Annotated in this window: 16 protein-coding genes; 9 read left to right on the top strand and 7 right to left on the bottom strand. The window is 72.6% G+C overall.

Going from position 1 to position 16,905, the window contains the following annotated elements; genetic code table 11:
- Nucleotides 1-163: 163 nt before the first annotated feature.
- Nucleotides 164-739 (bottom strand): WHG domain-containing protein, encoded by a 576-nt coding sequence (locus AAH979_RS02880; protein WP_346256402.1) that lies wholly within the window; start codon nt 737-739, stop codon nt 164-166.
- A gap of 60 nt (nt 740-799) precedes the next feature.
- On the opposite strand from AAH979_RS02880, the gene AAH979_RS02875 reads away from it, so the two are divergent.
- Nucleotides 800-1,285 (top strand): FBP domain-containing protein, encoded by a 486-nt coding sequence (locus AAH979_RS02875; protein WP_346256401.1) that lies wholly within the window; start codon nt 800-802, stop codon nt 1,283-1,285.
- Between the two features lie 64 nt (nt 1,286-1,349).
- Here AAH979_RS02875 and smpB read toward each other — a convergent pair whose 3' ends face one another.
- Entirely contained in the window at nt 1,350-1,883 is a 534-nt protein-coding gene (smpB, locus tag AAH979_RS02870) for an SsrA-binding protein SmpB (RefSeq protein ID WP_318396552.1), read from the bottom strand.
- A 121-nt stretch (nt 1,884-2,004) separates the two neighbouring features.
- Here smpB and AAH979_RS02865 point away from each other — a divergent pair, with 121 nt between their 5' ends.
- Nucleotides 2,005-2,751 (top strand): HAD family hydrolase, encoded by a 747-nt coding sequence (locus tag AAH979_RS02865; protein WP_346256400.1) that lies wholly within the window; start codon nt 2,005-2,007, stop codon nt 2,749-2,751.
- A 21-nt stretch (nt 2,752-2,772) separates the two neighbouring features.
- On the opposite strand, the gene AAH979_RS02860 is transcribed toward AAH979_RS02865, so the two are convergent.
- Nucleotides 2,773-3,726 (bottom strand): diacylglycerol kinase family protein, encoded by a 954-nt coding sequence (locus AAH979_RS02860; RefSeq protein WP_346256399.1) that lies wholly within the window; start codon nt 3,724-3,726, stop codon nt 2,773-2,775.
- Between the two features lie 76 nt (nt 3,727-3,802).
- Complete coding sequence (gene htpG / locus AAH979_RS02855) at nt 3,803-5,716, bottom strand: molecular chaperone HtpG (protein ID WP_346256398.1); 1,914 nt, start codon at nt 5,714-5,716, stop codon at nt 3,803-3,805.
- A 305-nt stretch (nt 5,717-6,021) separates the two neighbouring features.
- Here htpG and AAH979_RS02850 point away from each other — a divergent pair, with 305 nt between their 5' ends.
- The gene (locus AAH979_RS02850) at nt 6,022-9,066 is read left to right on the top strand and encodes a BTAD domain-containing putative transcriptional regulator (protein ID WP_346256397.1); all 3,045 of its coding nucleotides are present in this window, start codon (nt 6,022-6,024) and stop codon (nt 9,064-9,066) included.
- Between the two features lie 85 nt (nt 9,067-9,151).
- On the opposite strand, the gene AAH979_RS02845 is transcribed toward AAH979_RS02850, so the two are convergent.
- Nucleotides 9,152-9,601: an SRPBCC family protein gene (locus AAH979_RS02845; RefSeq protein WP_346256396.1), complete on the bottom strand. Its 450-nt coding sequence runs from the start codon at nt 9,599-9,601 to the stop codon at nt 9,152-9,154.
- 52 nt (nt 9,602-9,653) lie between these two features.
- Between AAH979_RS02845 and AAH979_RS02840 the strand changes: the two genes are divergently transcribed.
- On the top strand, nt 9,654-10,253 hold the full coding sequence (locus AAH979_RS02840) for a TetR/AcrR family transcriptional regulator (protein WP_346256395.1): 600 nt from the start codon (nt 9,654-9,656) through the stop codon (nt 10,251-10,253).
- Nucleotides 10,254-10,272: 19 nt separating this feature from the next.
- On the opposite strand, the gene AAH979_RS02835 is transcribed toward AAH979_RS02840, so the two are convergent.
- Both AAH979_RS02835 and AAH979_RS02830 read right to left on the bottom strand, forming a co-directional pair.
- Nucleotides 10,273-11,559 (bottom strand): lipase, encoded by a 1,287-nt coding sequence (locus tag AAH979_RS02835; protein ID WP_346256394.1) that lies wholly within the window; start codon nt 11,557-11,559, stop codon nt 10,273-10,275.
- A 144-nt stretch (nt 11,560-11,703) separates the two neighbouring features.
- Nucleotides 11,704-12,600, bottom strand: coding sequence for a helix-turn-helix transcriptional regulator (locus AAH979_RS02830; RefSeq protein ID WP_346256393.1), 897 nt, complete (start codon nt 12,598-12,600; stop codon nt 11,704-11,706).
- 440 nt (nt 12,601-13,040) lie between these two features.
- Here AAH979_RS02830 and AAH979_RS02825 point away from each other — a divergent pair, with 440 nt between their 5' ends.
- The 5 genes from AAH979_RS02825 to AAH979_RS02805 all read left to right on the top strand — a co-directional run bounded on the left by AAH979_RS02825 (nt 13,041) and on the right by AAH979_RS02805 (nt 16,895).
- Entirely contained in the window at nt 13,041-13,292 is a 252-nt protein-coding gene (locus AAH979_RS02825; RefSeq protein WP_346256392.1) for a flavin reductase, read from the top strand.
- A 225-nt stretch (nt 13,293-13,517) separates the two neighbouring features.
- Nucleotides 13,518-13,742: a hypothetical protein gene (locus AAH979_RS02820; protein WP_346256391.1), complete on the top strand. Its 225-nt coding sequence runs from the start codon at nt 13,518-13,520 to the stop codon at nt 13,740-13,742.
- Between the two features lie 10 nt (nt 13,743-13,752).
- The gene (locus AAH979_RS02815; protein ID WP_346256390.1) at nt 13,753-14,808 is read left to right on the top strand and encodes an AAA family ATPase; all 1,056 of its coding nucleotides are present in this window, start codon (nt 13,753-13,755) and stop codon (nt 14,806-14,808) included.
- Between the two features lie 88 nt (nt 14,809-14,896).
- On the top strand, nt 14,897-15,922 hold the full coding sequence (locus AAH979_RS02810; RefSeq protein WP_346256389.1) for a DUF58 domain-containing protein: 1,026 nt from the start codon (nt 14,897-14,899) through the stop codon (nt 15,920-15,922).
- A 13-nt stretch (nt 15,923-15,935) separates the two neighbouring features.
- Nucleotides 15,936-16,895 carry a VWA domain-containing protein gene (locus AAH979_RS02805; protein ID WP_346256388.1) on the top strand — a complete coding sequence of 320 codons (960 nt, stop codon included), beginning with the start codon at nt 15,936-15,938 and terminating at the stop codon, nt 16,893-16,895.
- Nucleotides 16,896-16,905 lie beyond the last annotated feature (10 nt).

Genomic DNA, 16,905 nt, shown 5'->3' with positions numbered 1-16,905 from the left:
CTCCGGCTCGTGTCGGATCCTCCGGCCGCCCGCTGCGGGAGGCCGGGAGCGGGCGGGTTCGGCTGCGGACCAATATAGGGTCCGGCCGGGCCGGGCCGGGCCGGGCTGGTCCGGGTGCGCGGCGACGGTCTGGTGGTGCGGCCCGTGCCCTCGGGTGCCGGGGTCACTGCGCCGGCCAGTTCCGCAGCACGACGTCCACGGCGTCCACCGTTCTGGCCCAGGAATCGTCGACCGCGCGGGGATGGTGCCGGAATCCGCCGGCCCGCTCCAGGCAGACGTAACCGTGGAAGGTGCTGTGCAGCATGCGTACCGCATCGGTCTGGTCGGGCTCGGCCAGCCGGTAGCCGCGCAGGATCGCCCGGGTCAGCGCCGCGTGCCGGCGGGCGGCGTCGGCGGCCGCCGTGTCCGTCTCCGGGTCGAGTTCCAGCTGTGCCGCCGCGTACCTGCCGGGGTGTTGTTTCGCGTAGTCGCGGTAGGCGTCGGCGAAGGCCGCCAGCGCGTCCCGGCCGGCCCGGCCGGCGAGCGCGGCGGCGGCCCGGTCGGCGAGTTCCGCCAGGGCCAGGGTCGCCACCCTGACCTTCAGGTCGCGGGCGTTGCGGATGTGGGAGTAGAGGCTGGCGTCCTTGACGCCGAAGCGGCGGGCGAGCGCCGAGACGGTCAGGTTCTCGAAGCCGACCTCGTCGGCCAGCTCCGCCGCGGCCAGCGTGAGCCGCTCGGCGGTGAGCCCCGCTCGGGTCATGTGCCACACCTCACGCCTAGGGTTGTTGTTCGTTTGCCTAGAGATATTAGGCTGGTTCCTATGGTACCCCTGACCGAGCCCGACATCCGCGCGTCCTTCGTCAACTGCACCAAGGGCGAGGCGAAGCGTCTCGCCGTGCCGAGGGACCTCGACGAGGCGCCCTGGGCCGACCTCGACTTCTTCGGCTGGCGGGATCCTGCCGCGGACGAGCGGGCCTACCTGGTCGCCGAGTCCGGCGGTGGGCTCGTCGGCGTGGCGCTGCGGGCGGCGCCGCAGACCGGGCGGGTCCGGCGCAGCATGTGCTCGCTCTGCCTGACCACACACACCGGGGACGGCGTCTCGTTGATGACCGCGCGCAAGGCCGGGCGGGAGGGCCGGCAGGGCAACTCCGTCGGCGCGTACCTCTGCACCGACCTGGCCTGCTCGCTCTACCTGCGCGGAAAGAAGGACGCCGGGCGGCGCCTCGACGAGACCATCACGCTGCCGGAGAAGATCGAACGGACCACGGCCAGCCTCGCCGCCTTCCTGGACCGGGTCCGCGGCTGACCCCGGCCGCCACCGGCCGGCCGCCCCGGCGGGCCGCCTCGCCGTGGTGCTTCGGGAACCGGGCTCAGGAGCCGCGGGCCGCCCGGGACCGCTGGGAGATGCCCTTGAGGTGCCGCCCCAGCTCCCGGGCGATCTCCCGGTTGGCGTCCCGTTCGGCCAGGGCCTGGCGCTTGTCGTACGACCGCTTGCCGCGGGCGACGCCGAGCTCGACCTTGGCCCAGCCGTTCGAGAAGTACAGCGACAGCGGCACCAGGGTCAGGCCGGGATCGTGGATCCGGTCCAGGATCTTGTTGATCTCCACCCGGCGCAGCAGCAGTTTCCGCATCCGCTTCGGCTGGTGGTTCGTCCAGGTCCCGTAGGCGTACTCCGCGATGTGCAGCCCGTAGAGCCACAACTCGCCGTCGCGCTCCTGGGCGAACGCGTCGACCAGCGACGCCTGCCCGGCCCGCAGCGACTTGACCTCGGTGCCGCGCAGCACGATCCCCGCCTCGTACGTCTTCAGGACCGCGTACTCGTGCCGGGCCTTCTTGTTCGAGGCGATGAGCCTGCGCTCGCCTTCCCTGGACGCGACGACCTCCCCAGCGTCTCGACCCGGCAATCCCGGGCCGCCCGGCCCCACCGAGCAGCCAGACTATACGCAGCGGTCGGTACCGGATCGACGGATTTTCCCCGCCGCCGCCGAGGGCGCCAGCGCCGAAACCGGATGGGACAATGTCGCGATGCCAGCCGCCGGCCGTACCCACATCCTCTTCGACTTCTTCGGCACCCTGGTCGACTACTCGGCCAGCCGCACCGAGCAGGGCTACCCGGGCTCACACGCACTGCTCCGGCACCTCGGCGCCGACCTGGGCTATCCCGACTTCCTGACCGCCTGGTCGCGGGCCTGCGAAGCGTTCGACCGGCGCAGCGACGCGGACGACTCCGAGTTCTCGATGACCGAGGTCGGCACGGCATTCCTGACCGACCTCCTCGGCCGCCGGCCGGCACCGGACGACGTCGACGCGTTCGTCCGGGAGTACGTCCGGGAGTGGAACACCGGCGTGCACTACTCCGCCGCCATCGCTGATCTGGTCCGCGACCTGCACCGCGACCACCGGCTCGCGGTCGTCTCCAACACGCACCAGCCGGGCCTGGTCCCCGGCCACCTCGCGGCGATGGGGCTGGCCGAGTACTTCGACGCCGTCGTCACCTCGGTCGAGCTGGGCTGGCGCAAACCCCACCCCATGATCTACGCCACCGCCCTCGACACCCTCGGCATCGACGCCGGCTCGGCCGTCTTCGTCGGCGACAGCTACGGGCCCGATTTCGTCGGACCCGAGCAGGCCGGCATCCCGGCGTACCTGATCGACCCGGACCGCCGGGCACCGGTGCCGGAGGCGCGCCGGCTCGGCTCGATCCTCGACCTGCCCGGCCGGCTGCGGACCCGGCAGGCCGCCGACGACCGGCTCGCCGGCTCCGCGCGGTGACCGGCGGGCACCGGCCCCGGGTCAGGACCCGTCCCCGGGTACGCAGACCGTCAGCGCGCCGGGGGCGATCCGCGCCTTCAGCCGGCTGACGCGGGCGCGGGCGCCGCCGTCCAGCTCGTAGGTCATCGGCTCGGCGAACCGGACGTTGATCTTCCGGCCCCGGGTGATCCGGACGAACGGCGAGGAGTCGGACCGCCCGACCGCCATCCGGCCGAGCGTGCGGGCCCAGTCCAGCACCCCGCTGGCGGTCGCCACGCCCACCTCCAGGCAGCCGTCGTCGGGACGGGCGTCGTCGAAGGCCGGGATGCCGCCGGTGATCGTGCCGACGTTGCCGAAGAGTACGCAGCTCGCCTCCCCCTCGAACCAGTCCGCGCCGTCCACCCGGATCCGCATCCGGGTCGCCTCGCTGCGGACGTGCCGCAGCCCGGTCCAGACGTACGCCAGCCGGCCCAGCCGGTCCTTCAGGTCGCGGTCGGCGTCCCGGATCAGCTCCCCGTCGAAACCCGCGCCGGCCTTCACCGCGAAGTGCTCACCGCCGAGCCGCCCGAGGTCGATGCGGCGGCGCGGCCCGGTCAGCCCGATCCGGACCGCCTCGGCCAGGTCCTCCGGGATGCCGAGGTTGGTGGCGAGCAGGTTCGCCGTGCCGGCGGGCAGGATTGCCAGGGCGGCGTCCGAACCGGCCAGCGCGGCAGAACAGCGCTGCACCATGCCGTCCCCGCCCCAGACGAAGATCAGCTCGGCACCCTTGCCGAGCGCCTTGCGTACCTTCTTCGGCGCCTTGCGGCTTTTCGGCACCTCGTACCAGAGCAGGTCCTCGACTCCGGCGCCGCGCAGCCGGGAGCGGAGTTCGTCGAGGCCGTCGCCGAGGGACTTCTTCCGGTGCGCGACGACCGCGACCCGGGCCACCTGGGCCGGGGTCACGGCCGGTCCGGGCGTCGGGGCGGCGGCCGGCTCGGCGGTCGACGTCGTGCTCATGGCGCTGGTCTTACCCAGCGGCCCGGGCCGCCAAGCGGTGCCTGGCGTCCCGGGCCGTCCGTGCCCGCGGTCGGGATCAGAGGGTACGGGCGAGCCGCTCGGCGAGCAGCCGGGTGAACCGGGCCGGGTCGCCGAGTTCGCCGCCCTCGGCGAGCAGCGCCATCCCGTACAGCAGCTCGGCGGTCTCGGCGACGGTCGGGTCGTCCTTGCGCTGCCCGTACGCCTCCCGCAGCCCGGTCACCAGCGGGTGCGTCGGGTTGAGTTCCAGGATCCGCTTCACCGCCGGCATGTCCTGCCCCATCGCCCGGTACATCTTCTCCAGGGTCGGGGTCATGTCCTGGGCGTCGCCGACGATGCAGGCCGGTGAGGTGGTCAGCCGGGACGACAGCCGCACCTCCTTGACGTTCTCGCCGAGCTGGGTGGTCAGCCAGCCGAGCAGGTCGGCGAAGTCCTTCTGCTGCTGCTCCCGCTCCGCCTCGGTGCCTTCCTTCTCCTCGTCGGTGTCGAGGTCGACCTGCCCCTTGGCGATCGACTGGAACTTCTTGCCGTCGAACTCCGGCACCGAGGAGACCCACATCTCGTCGATCGGGTCGGTCAGCAGCAGCACCTCGTAGCCCTTGGCCCGGAACGCCTCCATGTGCGGCGAGTTCTCGATCATGGTGCGGGACTCGCCGGTGGAGTAGTAGATGTCGGTCTGCCCCTCCTTCATCCGCTCGACGTACTGGGCGAGGGTGGTCAGCTTCTCCGGGTCGTGGGTGGAGGCGAACGAGGAGATCTCCAGGATCGTGTTCTGGTTGTCGAAGTCGTCGAGCAGGCCCTCCTTGACCGCCTTGCCGAACTCCGACCAGAAGGTCTGGTAGCGCTCGGCGTCGCCCGCCTGCATCTCCTTGACCGTGGAGAGCACCTTCTTGACCAGGCGGCGGCGCATCAACTGGATGTGCCGGTCCTTCTGGAGGATCTCCCGGGAGATGTTCAGCGACAGGTCCTGCGCGTCCACCACACCCTTGACGAAGCGCAGGTATTCGGGCATGAGTTCCTGGCAGTCGTCCATGATGAAGACCCGCTTGACGTACAACTGCACGCCGCGCTTGGCGCCGCGCGTGTACAGGTCGAACGGTGCGCGGGACGGGATGAAGAGCAGCGCCTCGTACTCGAAGGTCCCCTCAGCCCGCATGTGGATGGTCTCCAGCGGGTCGGTCCAATCGTGGCTGAGGTGCCGGTAGAACTCCTTGTACTCGTCGTCCTTGACGTCGTCCTTCGAGCGCGCCCAGAGCGCCTTCATCGAGTTGAGCGTCTCGGTCTCGGTGGTCGTCTTGCCGTCGTTGTCGGTCCGCTCGACCGCCATCCGGATCGGCCAGGCGATGAAGTCCGAGTAGCGCTTGACGATCTCCCGGATCTTCCACTCGGCGGTGTAGTCGAAGAGCTGGTCCTCGGCGTCCTCCGGCCGGAGGTGGAGGGTCACCGAGGTGCCCTGCGGGGCGTCGTCGACCGTCTCGACCGCGTAGGTGGCCCCGCCGTCGGATTCCCAGCGGGTCGCGGTGGACTCGCCTGCGCGCCGGGTCAGCAGGGTGACCTTGTCGGCGACCATGAAGCTGGAGTAGAAACCGACCCCGAACTGTCCGATGAGATCCTGCGAGCCGGCCGCGTCCTTGGACTCCTTGATCTTTTCCAGGAGTTCCGCCGTGCCGGACTTGGCGATGGTGCCGATGAGGATGATGACCTCGTCCCGGGACATCCCGACGCCGTTGTCCCGGACGGTGAGCGTACGCGCCTTCCGGTCGACCTCGATCCAGATGTGCAGGTCGGACGTGTCGACCGCCAGCTCCTTGTCAGCGAAGGCCGCCAACCGCAGTTTGTCGAGCGCGTCCGAGGCGTTGGAGATGAGTTCCCGAAGGAAGATGTCCTTGTTCGAATAGATCGAATGGACCATCAGCTGAAGTAGCTGACGCGCCTCGGCCTGGAACTCGAAGGTCTCGGTTCCGGTGCTCATGTGACCCTCCACGAAAATGCCCAGTGCGCCGACAGGGAGCGACGCCGGTGATCCTGGCCCACACCGGGGATACGTTCCGGATAGCCGGCGCCATCCTAAATGACCCCGGCACGGTGACCACGCGGACCCGTACCACCGACCGGTCGGTTTCGCCTCGTCCGGCCGGCGTCGCCGTCGGCTCCCCTGCGATGTGGGACAGCCCGGGCGTCGAATTCGCCACGGACGGCCGCTGTGTGATCCTTGAACCGGTCGTCCAACCCGACCACCGGGCAGGGTTGCCCCGACCAGGCGGAGGTTCGCGGACGGTGCTGGAGTTTCGGCTGCTCGGGGACATCGACGTCCGCGTCGACGGGCACCGGATCGAGGTGGGCCCGGCACGACAGCGCTGCGTCCTGGTCGCGCTCCTGGTCGAGGCGAACGGAGTGGTCTCCGTCGACCAACTGCTGGACCGGGTCTGGGGCGACCGCCGCCCGCAACGGGCCCGGGAAACGCTCTACAGCTATCTCTCCCGGCTGCGCGGCTGCCTCTCCCCCGCCGGAGACGTCACGGTGCTGCGCCGATCGGCCGGCTACCAGTTGACCGTCGAGCCGGACGCCGTCGACCTGCACCGGTTCCGGGGGCTGGTCCGGCAGGCCCGGAGCACCCCGGACGACGCCCGGGCGCTCGGGCTGTTCGACGAGGCGCTCGGGCTGTGGCGGGGCGAGGCGTTCGCGCATCTGGAGACGCCATGGCTCAGCGCCCTGCGTACGGCGCTGGGGCAGGAGCGGTTCGCGGCCGAACTCGACCGCTGCGACATCGCCCTGCGCCAGGGCCGGCACGCGGAGCTGCTGCCGGAGCTGACCCGGCGGGCCGGTGAGCATCCGCTGGACGAGCGCCTCGCCGGGCAGCTCATGCTCGCGCTGTACCGCAGCGGACGGCAGGCAGACGCCCTGGAGCACTACAGCCGGCTCCGGCACCGGCTGGCCGACACCCTGGGCGTCGACCCCGGCCCGGAGCTGCGCCGGCTGCATCTGCGGATGCTGCACACCGACCCGGAGCTGGCCAGCCCGTCCGGCGACGGCATCGAGGCCGCCCCGCCGGTGTCGAGCCCGCCCCGCCCGCACCAACTGCCGCCGACGGTCGCCGACTTCACCGGTCGCGACGACGCCGTCGGCTGGGTGGAGCGCGGCCTCACCGGTCCGGCCGACCGGCTGCGGGTTGTCGCGCTCTCCGGTCCGGCCGGCGTCGGCAAGTCCAGCCTGGCCTGGTACGTGGCGCACCGGCTGCGTCGGGAGTACCCGGACGGGCAGCTCTACGCGGACCTGCGGGGTAGCTGGCCGGACGCGGCCGACGCGTTCGCGGTACTCGGGCGCTTCCTGCGGGTACTCGGCATCCCCGACAGCCTGCACAGCGACAGCCTGGAGGAACGCGCCGGCCAGTTCCGGGACGCGGTGCACGAGCGGCGGCTGCTGGTCGTACTCGACGACGCCCGGTCCGCCGCGCAGGTCCGGTCGCTGCTGCCCGGTGGCGCCCCGGGCGCGGTCATCGTCACCAGCCGGGCCCGGCTGACCGGGCTGGAGGGCGCCGCCCACCTGGGGCTGGCGACCTTCGCGCCGGACGAGGCGATCCGGTTGCTGGAGCGGATCGTCGGGCCGGACCGGGCCGGGACCGAACCCGCGGCGGTCGCGGAGATCGTCCGGCTCTGCGGGTACCTGCCGCTGGCGGTGCGCATCGCCGCCGCCCGGCTCGCGGCCCGGCCGCACTGGCGGCTCGGGCAGCTCGCCGAGCGGCTCCGTGACGAACTCGGCCGGCTCGACGAACTCGCCACGGACGATCTGGAGGTACGGGCGAGTCTCGGGCTCAGCTACCGGGCGCTGGCCGAACCGGCCCGCCGGATGCTCCGGCTGCTGAGCCTGCTCGACGCGCCCGACGTGCCGGCCTGGACCGGTGCCGCGATGCTCGACGTGCCGCTGGCCCAGGCGGAGAGCCTGCTGGAGTCGCTGGTCGACGCCTGCCTGCTGGAGCTGCTCGACCCGGCCGGCGGCGAGCCCCGGTACGGGATGCACGACCTCGTCCGGCTCTTCGCCCGGGAGCGGGCCGCCGCCGAGGAGTCCGACGAGGTCCGGCGAGCCGCGCTGGAGCGGGCGTTCGGCGCCTGGCTGAGCCGGGCGGAGGCGGCGGACGAGTGGCTGCCGGCCCGGACACTGGCCCGGATCTCCGGCCCGGCCCGCCGCTGGCCGCCGGCCGGCCCGGCGGCACCGGTGGAGGACCCGGTCGGCTGGTTCGACCGTGAGCGTCCGGCGCTGGTCGCCTCGATCCGGCAGGCGGCCGGGCTCGACCTGGCCGAGCTGGCCTGGAACCTCGCCGCGACGACACAGCCCTGCTACGAGTTGCGCGGCATGCACGACGAGGCGCGGCAGCTACACCAGGCGGCGCTGCGGGCCTGCCGACGGGCGGGAGAACGGCTCGGCGAGGCGGTACTGCTGCGCAACCTCGCCGACCTGTGGACCTCGCGGCCCGGCGCCGAACTGCGGGACAAGCTCGACGCGGCCGAGGCGGCGTTGCGGATCTTCCGGCTGGTCGACGAGCCGCGCGGGGTGGCGGACGCGCTCTGGCTCTGCGCCGACGTATACCGGGTCACCGGCCGGCACGGCGAGGCGGCGCCGCTGCTCGCCGAGGCGCTGTCGATCTCGGCCGCCGCCGGTTACCAGCTCGGCGAGTGCCACGCGCTGGCGCAGCGCGCCATCATCAGCCGGGAGCAGGGGCGCGACGAGGTCGCCCGGGACCTCGGTCACCGCTACCTGGACCTCGCCCGCCGGATGGGGGCCAGTCGCGACGAGAGCACCGCGCTGACCCTGCTCGGCCTGACCTACGGGGACCTGGACCGGCCCGAGCCGGGGCAGGCGTACCTGCGGCAGGCGGTGGCGGTCGCCCGGGATACCGGCGACGAGGTGCAGGAGACGTACGCGCTGGCCCGGCTGGGTCAGCTCTACGCCGTAATCGGTCACCGGTCCGCCCGGCACACCCTGGCGGTGGCGCTGGCCCGAAGTCAGGCCGACGGGCTGGCGTTCGGCGAGGCGATCTCGTTGATCGGGCTCGGCGAACTGGAGCTGATCGACGGCCGGCCGCGCCGGGCGGTGGCGTTGCTGCGCCGGGTGCTCCAACTGCTCGGGGAGGCGCGGTTCCACTTCATCCGGGCACGGACGCTGACCGTACTCGGGCACGCGTACGCCAGTGTCGACGACAACCCTGCCGCCGCGTCGGCCTGGTCCGCCGCGTACGCGCTGTTCCGGCAGATCGACAACGAGCCGGCGGCGAGTCGGGTGGCCGAGCTGTTCCCCGGGATACCGGTCCAGCGGACCCTGCGCTGACCCGCGCCCCGCGCTCGGCTATCGGCTACCGGCGCGGCCCTGCTCCGGCCGGCGGCTGTGGGGGCCGGCGGGCGCGGGCGCGGCATCAGCTCGGGCGGGCGGCCGTGGTGGCAGCGTGCGCGGCGAGGCCCGCAGCGACCCGGCCGATGAACCGGCCCAGTGCGCGCCGGTAGAGCCAGCCGGTGCCGGGCACCTTGGCGGTGAAGGTGGAGTGCCAGCGGATCGAGGTGCCACCGCGCTCCGGCGTGAGGTCGACGTCGGCCCGGTAGTCGCGCAGCGGCAACCCGGAGAGGAGTTCGTAACTGAACCGGCGGTCCGGCACCCGCTCGACCACCCGTTCCCGGCTGGTCACCCGGCCGGTCCGGAAGACCCGGATCGCGCCGACGCCCTCCGGCTCGTCCGCGCCGGGGCGCTCCAGCTCGAAGGAGCCCAGTGGTGACCAGCCGGGCCAACCGGCTCCGTCGATGAGCAACGCGTAGACCACCGCCGGGCTGGCCGTGGTGTGCACCCGTACGTCGATCTCTTTCCGCGCCACGTCGCATCCTCCTCCGCTGCATGTACCAGGTGGTACATGTACCGTACGGTACATGTCTGGTGAAGTCCGAGGGGAACTGCTGTCCCGCGTCGTGGACCGGATGGCCGAACAGGGCGTCAGCGCGTTGAGCCTGCGCCGGTTGGCGGCGGACCTCGGCACCAGCCACCGGATGCTGATCTACCACTTCGGTTCCAAGGAGGGACTGCTCGTCGAGGTGGTCCGAGAAGTCGAGAGCCGGCAGCGGGCCAAGCTGGCCAGTTTGGAGTTCGACCCGGCCGACTCACCGGCCGACGTCATCCGGAGCATGTGGCGGCGGCTGGCCGACCCGGCGCTGTGGCCGTACGAGCGGCTCTTCTTCGAGCTGTACGGCCAGGCGGTGCAGGGCTATCCGGGCACCACGGCCCTGCTGGAGGGGGTCGTGGACAGTTGGCTGGACCTCAACGTCGAGCTGGCCGCCCGGCGGGGCGTACCGGCCGAGCTGGCCCGCACGCACGCCCGGCTCGGCCTGGCGGTGGTCCGGGGACTGCTGCTCGACCTGCTCGCCACCGGCGACCGGGCCGGCACCGACGCCGCGCTGGAAGCCTTCGCCGCCGGCTACGAGGCGGGCCTGCCGGTCCCGACGCCAGCCACCGCGGGTGCCCGCCGGACGTGACGGGCACCCGCGCGGTAGATCAGGGACGCACGAAGGTGACGTCGGGGTGCTCCGGCGACGGGTCGCGGAGCAACGGTTGCGGCCGACCCCGCAGATGCCGGTCGAAGAACGCGCTCAGGTACGCCTTCAGCGACCCGACGATCCGGTCCGGGTCGACAGAGCCGATCGAGCCCTCGACCAGACCCGGCGGCAGCGGAAACGCCTCGGCGAGCTGCGGCAGCAACGCCTGGTGGTCGGTGAAGGTGAAGTGCTCGCCCTCGGCCACGTGGAGGTCCAGCTTCCAGCCGGTGGAGTGCGCCCAGAAGCCCGCCCAGTCCCGGGCGTGCTGGTGGGTGTGCGGCGCCCCGGAACTCTGCCCCGCACCCATCAGCAGGAACGGCCGGTCCAACCCCTGGTGTACGACGTCGCCGAAGTCCCCGGCCGAGAAGCTGTACGCCAGGCTGCCGTCCATGTCCACCCCGGCGTCCAACCGGCGGTCCACCAGCATCGTCTCGGCGGCGGTGAAGCCTCCGGCCGAGTGGCCGAACATGCCGACCCGGGACAGGTCCAGTGCGGCGCCGAGGCCGGGCGGCAGCCGCCGACGCCCGGCGTCCGGGTTGCCGCCTCGGGCGAGCACGGCGAGCTGGTCGAGAACGAACCGGGTGTCCCGGACCCGGGTCTCGAGCATCCGGTGGTTGAGCTCGGTCGGGTCGATCTCGGGTAGCCGCTGCGTCTCGACCCGACCACCGGGAAACTCGACCTCCGGCGTCTCGTAGGTGTGGTCCACCGTCACCACCACGTATCCCCGGCTGGCCAGCTCGGTCACCAGCATGGTGCCGTGTGCCCTCGGTACACCTCCACCGGGTGAGAAGACGACGACGGGGTGGCCGCCGTGCCGGGGACGTACCGGCACACCGGTCCGGGCGTGCGTGGCGATCCCGGCCCAGTCGACCTGGCCGGCGGCCAGCCCGAGTTGCGCGTCGGTGCGCTCGGCGAACCGCTCCGCGGCCAGCGGCGGCAGGTACGGTGTCGGCTGCCCGCCACGGGTGGCCGGGGCCGGATACCAGAGGCTCACCATCAGTTCTCTGGGCCGGCCGTCCACCCACGGGTCGGGGCGGTCAGCGTCGACCAGGTGCAGTTCGGTGCTGCCGACCGGGTGCGGTCCGGTCGGTGCGGGCAGGCTCAGCCGCAGCGGTGTGGACGCGGCCCGCCCGGTCGGGTCGGGTGCCGGTGACTCGGACCGGGCGAACGCGGCCGGCGCGGCGGCCGGCACCGCCAGCAGCGCCACCAGCCCGCCGAGCAGCCAGCGTCGAGAAGGATTTCGCATACCCGCAGACTGTCCGGTCAGAGCACCCGGGCACATCTGTCGAAGGTGGCCAGCGGAACCCGGAGAAATCTCAGGGGTTGTCCCCGCCCGGAACCAGGGTCCGGCCCGGCGACCGGACACGGCAACGCCCTCGCTTGGCGCCGGTCAGATCCACTTCTCTGCCACTTCCTTTATCAACTCGGCGGACTGCTGCCACGGAAGGGCCTCGCTCCGAACGGCCTCCCATGCCCGCTGTAGCAACGCCAGATCCTCCGGGTCTTCGATCACCTGCCAACTCAACTGGTTGTCGAGATAGCCGGTCTCGGTCCGGTCCCGCGCCGTCGCGATCGCGAATGGTCCGTTCAGCCCGGGGTACGCGCCGGCCGATATCGGGACGACGTGCAGTCGCACGTGTGGCAGGGCACACGCGGCGAGCAGTGCGTCCAACTGTTCACGCATGACAGCCGGCCCACCGACAGGGCGGTGTAGCAACTCCTCGTCGAGCACGGCCGTGAGGTCTACCGGATTGTCCCGAGTCAGCAACGCTTTGCGGGCGAGGCGCATGGCGAGCCGGCGTTCCGCCTCCTCAAGGTTGGTCAACCCCGCCTCGGTCAGCACCGCCCGGGCGTACGCCTCGGTCTGCAACAGGCCGGGCACGACCAGAGCCTGGAACGACCGCAGCGACACCGCCCCCTCCTCGACGGTCCACCAATCAACGAACCAAGACGACGAGCCGAGGCGGGCGGCGAGGCGGGCGAGCGCACCGCCGGTCTGTAGGGCGCCGTCGACGGCGACCCAGAAACCGGGTGGGGGTTTGCGACGGCCACTCTCGATCATTCCGATGGTGGAGGCCGCCCACGGGATATGGCGGGCCAGATCCTCCTGCGTCATTCCGCGCGCATCCCGGGTCAGTCGCAACTCGTCGAGCAGATAGCGGATTCGATCATCCATAATCACACCGTCCTCACAGGTCCGACCGGCGCGCCACACACCGAACACGATGTGCCGTGACCAGACACAATGCGGCGCGATGCCTTCCGAGGATAGGGCCGGTCGGGCCACTGTGGAAGGGAGGCGCCCGCGCTCGAAACCAATTCCGGGAAGGTGACTGAAGGCCGGGCGAGGGCTGCCGCGGGGGTGGCACCGGAAGGGAACAGGGATCCGGGCGCCGCCCCCGCTTCCAATTTCGAGAAAGGAGGCAACGATGATTCCGGTGGGTCGAACAAAACCGCGCCATCGCCGAGACTGGCGGCGGCTCTGGCGGTACTGCCGATGCGGGTTTCGCTGGCGCTGCCCGGACTCCGTCGCACTCGTCCCGAGGCCGTATCCGCCGCCGCGCGTCCCTGCCGCGAACAGCCGGTTCCCGTTCCGGACCTCGCCGACCGGCTCGCCCGAGAGCGGCCGCGCGAGCGCGTCGACCCCGACCCGGACCCGCCGGGCGGACCGGGGCGGCCGGGCGGGACGCCGGCTGCGATGAGCCGGTACGAGTCCGGCGGCACACCGTGACCCGGCCGCTCTTCGCCCGCCGTCGCCCGCACACCCACACCCGCCCGCTCTTTCTCTGCCGCGCCTGTGGGGCGAAATGGCCCTGTCAGCCGGCCCGACTCGTCCTGCTGCACATGTACCGGGACGACCGGCAAGGACTGCGGCTGCACCTCGCCCGCACGATGCTGACCGCCCTGGCCGACCAGCCGGACAGCGACGCCCTCACGCTGGCCGTGCATTTCCTCGGCTGGCTGCCCCGGAAGAACTGACGCCTCATCACCCGACCGGCCCGCCCCGGGTCGCCGCCCTCCCCCACGGCGATCCGGGGCGGGCCCGTCCCACTCGTCGGCGGGCTCCCGCCGAGGGCGAACCGACCTTCGGCTCCTTTTCGGTCCTGCCTGATGTCATGGCTTCCATCGGGCGCCCGGTTCTCCACTCTCCCCTGATCCGGGCGCCCGCCCTGAGCACCATCTTCGACGGAAGGAACAGGGACCATGCGGATCAAGCGGATCGCCGGGCTGACCCTCGCCGGTGCCGCGGCCGTCACGGCCGTCGGCATCGCCACCGCGGCGTACGCCGACGACCCGGCCGGCTCGGAGAAGACCGTACGGATCGTCACCGAGAACAACGGCAACGTCTTCGGCACCTCGACCGACGTGGCCGAGGACTGCCCCGAGAAGAACGGCGGCGCGGCCACGCCCGCCGAAGCCGGCCTGTGAGGTACCGCCGATGAGCATCACCGCAGCCGGCCCGGAGGCGGCACGCGTCCTGCCGGAGGCGCCGCACATCGCGCTCGAACAGGCGATGTTCGAGGTCAAACGGGTGATCGTCGGGCAGGACAAGATGGTGGAGCGGCTCTTCACCGCGTTGCTGGCCGACGGGCACTGCCTGCTGGAGGGCGTACCGGGGGTGGCGAAGACCCTCGCCGCGCAGACCCTGGCCGTCGCGGTGGGCGGGAGTTTCTCCCGGATCCAGTTCACTCCGGACCTGGTGCCGTCGGACATCGTCGGTACCCGGATCTACCGCGCCTCATCCGAGAGCTTCGACGTGGAGCTGGGTGCGGTGATGGCGAACCTGGTACTGGCCGACGAGATCAACCGGGCACCGGCCAAGGTGCAGTCGGCGTTGCTGGAGGCGATGGCCGAACGGCAGGTCTCGATCGGCGGCCGGAGCTATCCGGTGCCGGAACCGTTCCTGGTCCTCGCGACCCAGAACCCGATCGAGTCGGAGGGGGTCTACCAGCTACCGGAGGCACAACGCGACCGGTTCCTGCTGAAGATTCTCGTCGACTACCCCAGCGACGACGAGGAGTTGGGCATCCTCTACCGGATGGGCACCGCCCGGCCGGAGCCGCGCACCGTGCTGGACCCGGCCCGGCTGCGCGGGCTCCAGGAGCGGGCGCGCGGGGTGTTCGTGCACCACGCCATCGCGGAGTACGTGGTGCGGCTGGTGGTGGCCACCCGGCATCCGGACCGGTTCGGCGCGGGCGACCTCTCGGCGCGGCTCGCCTACGGGGCGAGTCCCCGGGCCACCCTCGGGCTGGTCGCGGCCGCCCGGGCACTGGCCCTGCTGCGGGGCCGGGAGTACGTGCTGCCGGCCGACGTGGCCGAGCTGGCGGTCGACGTACTGGCGCACCGGCTGGTGCTGTCGTTCGACGCCGTCGCCGACGGGATCTCGGCGGAGTCTGTGGTGCGCCGGCTGGTCGCCGCGGTACCGCCGCCGCAGATCGCCCCGCAGCAGGCGGAGCAGACGCAGCAGGCGGAGCAGGCGGAGCGGGCGGCGTGAGTCGCCGCCGACCGGGCGGGCGGGGCGGGCGACGGTGGTCCCGCCGCCCGCCGCGCCGGACGGACCGGAGGAACGGGAGACGCACTCGATGAACGAGGGATACGCCACGGTGCACCAGCTCGCGCCGCACCGCCGGCTGCGCCGGCTGGAACTCGCGATCACCCGGCGGCTCGACGGGCTGCTGCACGGGCAGCACCTGGGCCTGCTGCCGGGGGCCGGCAGCGAGCTGACCGGCAGCCGGGAGTACCGGCCCGGCGAGGACGAGGTGCGCCGGATGGACTGGGCGGTGACCGCGCGTACCGGGGTGCCGCATGTCCGGGAGGTGGACGCCGACCGGGAACTGACCACCTGGCTGCTGGTCGACTCCACCCCGAGCATGGACTTCGGCACCGCCGAGCTGGAGAAGCGGGAGCTGGCGGTGGCCGCCACGGCGGCGATCGGCTACCTGACGGCCAACTTCGGCAACCGGCTCGGCGGGCACCTGCTCGGCGCGGACGGGATCCGGCGCTTTCCGGCGCGTACCGGTCGGGAGCACCTGCTCGGCCTGCTGCACACGCTGCTGGCCGCGCCGCGTGGCCCGGCCGGGTCCCGACCACCGTCGCTGGCGCAGGCGCTGGCCGGGCTGCACAGGGCGGCGCCGCGCCGAGGTCTGGTGGTGGTCGTCTCCGACTGGCTCGACGGGCTGCCGGATGGCGCGCCGGGTCGAGACCCGGCCGAGGAGCGGCCCGGGTGGGAGACGCAGCGGCCGGAGTGGGAGACCGAGCTGCGCCGGCTCGCCGTCCGGCACCAGGTGCTGGCGGTCGAGGTGACCGACCCGCGCGAACTGGAACTGCCGGACGTCGGGCTGATCACGTTGGTCGACCCGGAGAGCGGGCGGCGCCGCGAGGTCTCCACCGGCAGCCGGCGGCTGCGGGAGCGGTACGCCGAGGCGGCGCGTCAGCAGCGGGCACTGGTCCGGGCGGCACTGCGCCGGGCCGGTGCGGCGCACCTGGCGCTGCGTACCGACCGCGACTGGGTGACCGACATCGTCCGGCACGTGTACGCCCAGCGCCGCCTCGCGGCGGCGGCCCGTACCCCCGGCCCGGCCGGCGGTCCGAGCGGCGGCGCGGCGTGAAGGAGGAGGAACGATGACGCTGGAGAGTCCGGGCCGGCTGTGGCTGCTGGCCGGGGTGGTGGTGCTGGCCGTGGCGTATCTGGTGATGCAGCGCCGCCGCAGCCGGTACGCCGTCCGCTTCACCAACCTGCGCCTGCTGGACCGGGTGGCGCCGAGTCGGCCCGGCTGGCGGCGGCACGTGCCGGCGAGCCTCTTCCTGGCCATGCTGGGGCTGCTGGTGGTCGGCTTCGCCCGCCCCACCGACGAGGTACGGGTGCCGCGCGAGCGGGCCACCGTGGTGATCGCGGTGGACGTGTCGCTGTCGATGCTCGCCGACGACGTACCGCCGGACCGGCTCAGCTCGGCCAAGGCGGCGGCCCGGGAGTTCGTCGACGGGCTGCCCGAGGAGTTCAACGTCGGGCTGGTCGCCTTCGCCGGCAACGCGTCGGTCTTCGTCGCACCGGGTACCGACCGGCAGATGCTGGACGCCGGTATCGACCGGCTGGCCGAGGGCGGCACCGGGCAGCAGGGCACCGCGATCGGGGACGCGATCGCCACCGCGCTGGAGACGATCGCCACCCTGGACGGGCAGGCCGCCGAGGATCCGCCGCCGGCCCGGGTGGTGGTGCTCTCCGACGGCGCCAACACCTCCGGCAGCGACCCGGAGGATGCGGCGGCCGAGGCGTCGAGTGTCGGGGTACCGGTGGACGCCATCGCGTTCGGCACCTCGGACGGGGTGATCGAGCAGGGCAGCCGGCCGATGACCGTACCGGTGGACGGCGAGACGCTGCGGATGGTCGCCGAGCGGACCGGTGGCGGCTACCACGAGGCGGGCAGCAGCGACGAGTTGCGGGCCGCGTACGCCGACATCGGCAGCTCGGTCGGTTACACCCTGGAGCGGCAGGACGTCTCCGCCCGGTTCATCGGGATCGGCCTGATCCTGGCGCTGCTCGCCGCCGCCGCGTCGATGTTCTGGTTCGCCCGGATCCCCTGACCGGGCAGGT

It is taken from the genome of Plantactinospora sp. ZYX-F-223 (assembly GCF_039649625.1).
Lineage (GTDB): Bacteria > Actinomycetota > Actinomycetes > Mycobacteriales > Micromonosporaceae > Plantactinospora.
The sequence above is the reverse complement of the archived record's forward strand: the minus strand, read 5'-3'. Positions and strand labels throughout refer to the sequence as shown.